The organism is Nocardia miyunensis NBRC 108239, from assembly GCF_001613065.1.
Lineage (GTDB): Bacteria > Actinomycetota > Actinomycetes > Mycobacteriales > Mycobacteriaceae > Nocardia > Nocardia miyunensis.
The window spans coordinates 25,748-34,141 of sequence record NZ_BDBQ01000124.1; the positions used below are offsets into that span (position 1 = coordinate 25,748).

The following is an 8,394-nucleotide window of genomic DNA, read 5'->3' on the forward strand; positions in this document are numbered from 1 at the left end:
ATTGCTGCTTCCTTTCGAACGAATTCGCGGAGATTCGGCCGTTACGGCGGGTCAGGGAACGAGAATCGCCCGGCCGCGCACACGCCCGGCATCGAGATCGTCGAGTGCCTGCTGGAAACTCGCGAGCGGATACGTGGTCGTATGCAATGTGACCTTGCCCTGAGCGGCAAGGGTCATTAGCTCCTGCAGATCGTTGTAGGAGCCGACGAGATTGCCGATGAAGTTGATCTCCGTGGAGATAACATCGATTGTCGGGACATCGATGTTCTCGCCGTATCCGACGACGTAGTAGTTCCCCGCGCGGCGCAGCATCGCGATGCCCTCCCGGGTCGCGCCGCCCTCACCGACGAAGTCGACCACAGCCTCCGCGCCGTGTCCTCCGGTCATCTCCAGCACTCGGTCGATATGCCCGCCATCGGCCACGATGCCATGATCCGCACCGATCTTCACAGCGAGTTCGACCGCGGCGGGGTTGCGATCGACGACGACCACCGTCACCGCGGAAATCGCCTTCAGCACCTGAATACCGATATGGCCGAGCCCACCGGCGCCGATCACCACGCACACGTCCCCGGGCCGAGTGCTCTGCGCGACCTTCGCGATTGCGTGATACGCGGTCAATCCGGCATCGGCCAGGGCTGCGACGTCCGCGGGCTCGAGCGAATCATCGATCCGGACCACACTGCGCGCGGTGGTCCGCAGGTATTCGGCGTAGCCGCCGTCGACATCGATTCCGGGGAATTTGCTTGCCTGGCAATGGACATCGTCGCCGGAGCGGCAGGCGCGGCACAACCCGCAGGTGATCAGCGGATGCAGGATCACCTTGTCCCCGACCGCGACATTGGTGACCGCGCCGCCCACCGCGTGCACCCATCCGGCATTCTCGTGGCCGATCGTATACGGCAGTGCGACACCACTTTTGGCCTCCCACTGCCCTTCGAGGATGTGCAGATCGGTGCGGCACACACCGGCGCCGCCGATCCGCACGATCACATCCAGAGGCCCCTCGATGGCGGGTTCGGGAACATCGGTGAGCTGCAAACCGGTGTGGTATCCCACCACCTGCACGGCCTTCATCGCGGACTCCTGGTTGTTCTGAGATCGGTGATATGTGGTGCGTCGCCGGCTGATTCACTGTCGGTGTAGCGGGTCGCGAGCATGCCTCGGCAGAAGTGGGCGTTACCCTCCATCGAAATGCGAACCGACTTGGCGAATCGCAGGCGCATCGGGACCGCCTCGGGCGGAACGCGTTTCCCGTGCTCGTCGACGAACACCGGGCTGGCCGGGCAGATGCTCAGTCCGATATCCATGCGGCGGCGCAACAGCGCCGCCTTGTCCTTCCCGGGCGGCAGATGGCTGAGAGTGAGCCGGTAGATCTCGTTGGCGCCCAGCTCGTTTCGCTTCATATATGCCTCGACGCACCGTTCCATCGCCGCGGTGTGCGCCTTGACCCGGAAGGTTCGGCGCAGTTCGTCCAGGCTCTCCAGCGCTTCGACGCCGAAGGTCCCGACATAGCCTGCGTCGGCGGCGATACCAGCGTTGATCTTGTCACTGTCGTGGTGGTCGTCCAGGTACACCCGCACTTCGCCGACGCCGTCGATCAGCCGCAGCGCATCGCGGGCGTCGGAGGCCATCAGATAGGCGAAGTTGGGGGAGCAGAAGGCCGTGGGCAGACGCAGGTGGACGGTGACGCCGTCGTCCTCCAGCAGCACCGATCGCACGAAGCCCAGATCGGTGATCGGCTCGTCCAATTCGGGGTCCACGACCGTCGAAAGAGCCTCGAGCACAGCCTGTTCGGTGGATATCGCGGCGGTCGTCACGACGCCACCGCTGCCCGTGCCCCTGCCGCGCCGTCGGCGGACGGTTCGCTCACCCGCAACTCGGCCGGGACGTCGATGTCGTACAGGGCCGCGGCGTTGAGCCCGAGGATCTTCTTCTTCTCCTCGACGGTGATCGGATCGTATTCGCCCTGCATATCTTCGGGGATCTGGAAGTCGACGAACTTCTCGATCAGCCACTTCGGCGTCCACAGCGCGTAATCGCTGCCGAACAGGATCTTGTCCTCGCCCAGCCAGTACAGGAGTTCACCGATGATCTGCGCGAAATACCTTGGCCGCGTGTGGATGAACGGCAGGGCCACCGCCAGACCGCCGTAGACGTTCGATTCCTGCGTGCCGATCCAGCAGAAGTCCTCGAGCCGCGGCAGACCTACATGTTCGACGACGAAACGCAGGTCCAGATAGTCGGTGGCGACCTTGTCGATATCCGCGACATCGAAGGCGTCGCGGTCCAGCGGGCGGATCGTCGGTCCCTTGTGCACGTGAATGTTCTTGATACCCAGCTCGATACATTCCTCTAGGTAGCGCCGCGACCACGGGTCGTCGAGTTTGTATCCGCGCGAGTCGCCGTGCCATTCGGCGGTGTAGAGCTTGACGCCCTGCAGATTCATCCGCTCCGCGTCCCGGCGCAGCTGTTCGAGCCCGGCCTGCTCGTAGCGCGGATCGTAGGCATGGTTGTAGGTGAGCTTGCCGGGATGCCTGCCGACCAGTGCGAGCGCCTCCTCGGTCTGCCCGAATCCGGTGCGGTAGAAGTCGCTCAGCAGGGTCGCCTGGAAGATCGCGTGATCGACGTGGCCCTCACCGAAGATGTCGCGCTCGAAACGCGCACTGCCGTAATACTGGTACGTCTCGTAGTCCCACAGGTATTCCTCGGGGCTGAGGTTCTTGTGGTAGTCGTAGAAGCAGTCGATGAACTGCTTGCCGTGCACATTCTTCTGATTCGACTCGCGTGCGTCCCAGATGTGCACATGTCCGTCGACGATGAAGTACTTGTCGCCATTCTTCTCGTACATGCTGAATACTCCGATAATTGGGCTGTTGGATGGTGCGGCGCCGTCGGCCGGCGGGATCGGGCGACGGCGCCGCACACGGTGAGGCGCGGGTACCGCGTCAGTGGACGGTGAGGTCGAATCCGATGTACTCGGCGGCGTCCTCGGGGCTGGCGAACAACAGGGTCTTGTCGTCGAGGTGGACCATGCGCCCGTAGTGGGTGGAGCTGATCTCCTCGAAGGTGGAGCCGTCGAACTCCTGCCCCAGCGCGTCGGTGAGCTCGTCGTAGTTGAAATCGAGCAGGCGCTGCCCGTCGACGCGGATCATCGACGGGTACTCCGTCAGCTCCACGCCGTCCTTCGCGCCCATCACCTCCGCCACCACACGGCCGATGGGGGTGTTCATCAGGGTGACGCCACACATGTTCGAGAACTCGGTGGACGATCCGAATTGCATGCTCACTTGTCCAACTCCTCGGGGATGTCCAGCCCGAGATCCTCGAGCAGGGAACGGAACTTCTCGATCGCGGTGTCCAGGCTCGAGGCGAAGGTGACCGCCTTCTCGCCCGGCTGCGACCAGATCGGTTGCAGCGCACGGGCCGCGTCCAGGCAGCGCGGCACCCAGGTCCGCAGCCAGGTGCCGAACAGCGCCTTGTTCGACTCCCCGAATTCGGGATCGCGGGTGAGCAATCGGTACAGGTTGCGGGTGTAGGCGAGATCGCGGGCGTAGTCGTGCTCGCCGGTGCCGACGATCGTGGGCGTGATGTAGTCGCCGTTTCCGGCAGCGATCTGCATGACCAACTCGCTGCGGAACAGCGAACCGACCAGCTGCTCGAAGACGATATTCGCGCCGAATAGCAACTCACACCAGTCCGGTACCGCAGTCAGGCGTTCGACGACCTCGCGCGTGGGCTGCCACTCGGGCGCGGACTGCCATACCTGCTTGTGCACGGCGCCGTCGAAGGCGTCGCTGGCCTCGGACAGGTCGAGGTTGAACAGCGCCAGGTCCTGAGCGAACCGCATCTTGTGCGCGGCGTTGACCGCGACCGCGGTATTGATCATATTCGTCGGGCAGGACCGCTGTACGGACGTGAAAACATGCAGTGCCAGACCGTTTTCCGCATGCATCCACGCGCCCAGATTGCGGGCGATGAAAGTCAGCCACGAGGCGTTCCACCCGTCGTACACGCGAGCGCGCTTGGCGTTGGCCAGGCACAGGTCGACCTGGTGTACGACCTTGGAGTTGTTGCGGTAGATCGTCTGGTCCCACTCCTCGTTCGGGTCGCGAAACTCGTGCCAGTTCGAGGATTTCGCGGCGGTCCATTCCTTCGGATAGCCGCCGGGGCCGTCGGCGAAGCCGTAGATCCACCCCTGGGACAGGTGACGTTCGGGGTCCGGTTGTACGTCGACCGTCACGTCCTCGTACATCGTCGCGCGCAGTTTGGCGGGCTCGTAGTAGTTGTAGGAGCGACTCTTCGATCCGGGAAATTCCAGCGCCCCGGCCTCGGAATCGGTGAATTCTATTGTGGGAAAGCTGCGTTGCTTCGCCCCGGTGCCTGTGGTCATCTCGTTCTCGGTTCTTTCTCGGGTGGGAAGGAGGGTCCTGCGTTTACTGGTCGAAGGCCGGGCTGGTGAACTTGTCGTAGAAGATCTGGTCCTTCGGAGTGCCGCCGGACTCGAGCAGTTCGAGCGCGGCATCGACCATCGGAGGCGGTCCGCACAGGTACACCTCGGTCTTGCCGATGCCCGGTTCGCGACGCCGCACGACGTCGGTGACATTGCCTTCCTCGACGGTGATCGAGCCCGGAATCCGTTGCGGGTCCATGGATTCCGAAAGGCACGCCACGAATTCGAAATCGGTGAGCTGCGCGCCGATGTCGAGGATCTCGTCGAGGTAGAACAGGTCCCGCGGGGTGCGGGCCCCGTAGTAGAAGTGCACCCGACGGGTGTTGCCGGTTTCGCTCATGTGCCGCAGCAGCGACAGGATCGGAGCCATCCCCGCCCCGCCTCCGATGAACACCAGCGGCAGGACGTGCCCCTCCTTCAGGGTGAATGACCCGTACGGGCCGGTCAGACTCATCTCGTCGCCCACCGAGATCCCGTCGTCGAGCAATCCGGCGAACCGGCCGCCGGGATACTTCTTGATGAGGAATTCGACATGTTCCGAGGTCGACTGTGTCGTCGCCATCGAGAACGACCGGTGCTCCTCGGTGCCGGGGATCCGCAGGTCCGAGTACTGGCCCGATCTGAACTCGTAGGTCGCGGGTTCCACGGGCCGCAGTCGCAGCGACACGATGTCCTTGGTTACCGGCTCGATCGCGACCACCTCGGTGCGCACGTCCTGAATCGCGATTCCACGCAGGAGTTCGTCCTCGTCGAAATTGAGCAGTTCGATGGTGCAGTCGCTGAAAGCGTGTGAGCGGCAGAGCAATACGAAGCCCTCCTCGACCTCGGCGTCGTTGCACGCGAAGGTCGAGTAGTTCGCCATCTGGATATCGCCGTCGAGGACGTAGGACTTGCAGGCCGAACACCGCCCCTCGCGGCAGCCGTGCATGAGGTGAATTCCCTGCCGGAATGCGGCATCGAGGATGTTCTCCTGTTCGCCGACTTCCATCTCGATGTCGACGGGCTCGAAGTTGATCCGGTGATTGTCGGCCACGGGTATATCTCCTGGGCTCGGAAAAAGTGGTGGCAGCGGGTGACGCCGAATCCGGCGTCACCCACCGAACCTGGTCAGGCCGCGGTCCCGCCCGCGCGGTACGCGGCGACGTGGGCTTCGCGTTCGGCGGCGGACATCTCGTTCAGCAGCACGTTCGGGCTGTTGAACGTGTTGCCCCGGACGTCGTCGACGGTCCACATCTTCTTCGGGTCGTCCAGATCCAGATGCGGTTGTCCCACAAGGGTTTTGCCGTCGTCGCGAAGGTAGCCGAGGTCGGTGACGATATCGGCGAGGTCCTTGCCGTGATGCAGGGTCTCCCATTCACGGAATCCGGTGAGCCGACCCATGTTCGGGGTCGGGCGGCCCTGGTACTCGCCGCGGAAGGCGACCGCGTCGGTCCAGTGGCAGGTCTCCGAGCAGTAGGTGCGCCACTGGTCGTCGACCTTGTCCACCACCATGTCCTCGCGAATCAGGCACGGCACCATGCAGGTCCAGCACCGGTGCGGGTACTGATACCCGACCTCCTCGAACGCGATGGGCTTGTTGCGCCCCGGGTAGGCCAGGCGGTTGTACTCCTCCCACCACTTGCCGTACTTGGAGTACCAGCCCGGGTACTTGTGCTCGAACCACTCGAAGTCGGTGTCCGTCATCGCGTCGATCCGCCAGTAGTTCACCGGCCAACCGGTTGCGAAGAACTGGGCGACCTTGTGCACGTAGCCCTTGTCGACGATGCGCGACCAGGACTCCTCGACCAGATCGTGCGGAATCTCCAGCCCGTACTTCTCCAGCGGGATGAGGTAGCTGCGGTAGTAGTCGTCGTAGATCCACCGCCGCCACATCTCGGCGTAGCTCTCCCGGTCCTTGCGGCGGTCCTTGGTGCCGTACTCGATGAAGGTGCCGATCGCCGCGTCGACCACGCAGTGGTTGTTCCACCACGCGTACCGCAGATCCCGTTCCAGCAGTGGGCGATTGCGCTCGTCGGCCAGCGCCATCAGCAGAATCGAGTAGCCGTTGGAGATGTGCCGCGATTCGTCGGACTGCACCGAGTGGAACACCGTCGGCAGCAGGTAGTCGCCGTTGGCCGCGGCCTCGTCGGGCATGGCCACGAAAAGCGTGTTGGTGAAGGCGGTTTCGGCGACGACGGTCAGATAGATGTTCGCCGCGGTGATCGCGTCACCGGTGATGAACCCCTCACCGAACTGCCTGCCGATGGTGCCCGCGTAGTTGTTCGCGAACGCCTTCTCGGTGATGTCGAATCCGGCGGGATCGATGTAGTTGTTCATGTACAGCTTCTTGAGATTCATCTGAATCGTCGAGTGCCGGACCTCGTCGATCATCTGCACCGCCAACCCGTTGTGGATCTGGGGGTTGGGCACGGCGTCGATGGCCATCGGCATGGCCCGCGCGGCGGAGATCTCCGGGAACGGAATGATCGACAGGAACAGCTTCTGCCATTCCAGCCACCGCTGCTGCACCTGGCGGAACATGTTGCCGCGGATGGCGCCGTCCATCGCGCCGTAGACGCGGTTGTCCTTCTCCTCCTCCATCGGGAAGTAGGACCGCATGATCTGCTTGAGCGGGTCCTTCTTCGGGGCCTTCTCGAAGGTGTAGTCGGTACCGAAGCGAGTGGCCGGGGTCGCGAAGGTCGGTTCCCACGACAGCTCGGTGATCTTCGCATGGGCCTTCGTCAGGCTTTGCCTACTCAATGTGCGCCTCCTGGATCAGAGCCGGCCGGATGCCGACTACGGGGACGAGGTCCGACTCATCACACCGCGTAATCCAGATAGCAAGCGTCTCAGTATGAGACGACAGTCACAGCGAAACCTCCACGGCACTCTTACCGCGTGAGAGACGACCGACGTCCCAAACCCGTTGCCCAGCAACGCCCCCGACGGCCCGGCGCAACCGCGTCTCTGGAGTGTGGATGACCGCTTCCACGGGGTGCACACACATCACCGCGAGTCGACATCACTCCTGCCCAGCTGCAGATCTCGTTTGCACAACATTGCCGTACAACAAGGCTCACCCCGCAAACAAAGCGGCCGAGACTGCACCCACGCGGCGACATTCACTCACGAACCAGCCAACGGGACCCGCGCGGATCGCCTCTGAAGCCCGATTCCACTCACCCGCGAATCGCGTCGGAATCGCACAGGACGTCGGCAAACGACATCAGTATCAGGACGTCCACAGGACGTCACAGATCCACGAACAGCAACAAACAGCAACCCACAACACCCACCAACAACCACGAACCCCCAGGTCGCACCGGTTCGGCGGACGAAACCGGGCGGTCGCAAGTAGCATCCAAGGATGCGATCGATACGCAAATAAAAGCGGGCCGATCCGCCGTCGCTCGCATTCCAATGACAGCGAAACCACTGCTCGAAGGCCCTTTCCATGCAGCGTGAATCACTGGAAATATCCACGATCGCCGATCCGCCCCGATCCACAGAACGTCGACAGGACGTCGCGGAACCACCGTGCATCCCTGGCTCCCCACAAGCCCGCCGGATACGAAACCGCCGTTCACTCTGTCACCCCTCGCGCAACAGCCGTCCTACACCGGTCCACTCGAGATGGGTTGTCGCTGGGGCGATCCCGTGGGTAGGGCGCGCGAGCCGTTTCATCGACTCCTCCACCGACACCACGTAGCGGCGGCCCCGGGCCGGCACGACGGCGCGGAGGTCAGTATGGAGCAGAAAGCGACGAAGGCATGCACTTCGTCCGCACGGAGCTCCGACGCTGCTCCGAGCCTGATGCAACTGAACTATCGGCGTCTCCCCCTGGGAGGAGGCGACAACTTGACGAAAACGAACCAGCCGTACAGATTGCTCTCATCAGAGAGCATTGCTCTCCTGTGCCAGAGAGAGAACGGACATGCACGAAGTCTGGAAATGGGCCAACC

Annotated in this window: 7 protein-coding genes; all 7 read right to left on the reverse strand. The window is 63.2% G+C overall.

Translation table 11 applies throughout. From position 1 onward, the window contains the following. Positions 1-51 precede the first annotated feature (51 nt). The 7 genes from NM2_RS43055 to NM2_RS43085 all read right to left on the reverse strand — a co-directional run bounded on the left by NM2_RS43055 (position 52) and on the right by NM2_RS43085 (position 7,192). The gene (locus tag NM2_RS43055) at positions 52-1,077 is read right to left on the reverse strand and encodes an NAD(P)-dependent alcohol dehydrogenase (RefSeq protein WP_067682579.1); all 1,026 of its coding nucleotides are present in this window, start codon (positions 1,075-1,077) and stop codon (positions 52-54) included. Further along, positions 1,074-1,820: an iron-sulfur cluster assembly protein gene (locus tag NM2_RS43060; protein WP_067682581.1), complete on the reverse strand. Its 747-nt coding sequence runs from the start codon at positions 1,818-1,820 to the stop codon at positions 1,074-1,076. Before NM2_RS43060 ends, NM2_RS43055 begins: the two co-directional genes overlap by 4 nt. Further along, positions 1,817-2,851: an amidohydrolase family protein gene (locus NM2_RS43065; RefSeq protein ID WP_067682584.1), complete on the reverse strand. Its 1,035-nt coding sequence runs from the start codon at positions 2,849-2,851 to the stop codon at positions 1,817-1,819. Before NM2_RS43065 ends, NM2_RS43060 begins: the two co-directional genes overlap by 4 nt. Positions 2,852-2,948: 97 nt before the next feature. Next, positions 2,949-3,290, reverse strand: coding sequence for a propane 2-monooxygenase effector subunit MimD (mimD, locus tag NM2_RS43070; RefSeq protein WP_067682586.1), 342 nt, complete (start codon positions 3,288-3,290; stop codon positions 2,949-2,951). Continuing rightward, positions 3,287-4,393 (reverse strand): aromatic/alkene monooxygenase hydroxylase subunit beta, encoded by a 1,107-nt coding sequence (locus tag NM2_RS43075; RefSeq protein ID WP_067682588.1) that lies wholly within the window; start codon positions 4,391-4,393, stop codon positions 3,287-3,289. Before NM2_RS43075 ends, mimD begins: the two co-directional genes overlap by 4 nt. A gap of 43 nt (positions 4,394-4,436) precedes the next feature. After that, positions 4,437-5,486: a 2Fe-2S iron-sulfur cluster-binding protein gene (locus tag NM2_RS43080; protein ID WP_067682591.1), complete on the reverse strand. Its 1,050-nt coding sequence runs from the start codon at positions 5,484-5,486 to the stop codon at positions 4,437-4,439. A gap of 74 nt (positions 5,487-5,560) precedes the next feature. After that, positions 5,561-7,192, reverse strand: coding sequence for an aromatic/alkene/methane monooxygenase hydroxylase/oxygenase subunit alpha (locus tag NM2_RS43085; RefSeq protein ID WP_067682594.1), 1,632 nt, complete (start codon positions 7,190-7,192; stop codon positions 5,561-5,563). Positions 7,193-8,394: the final 1,202 nt, after the last annotated feature.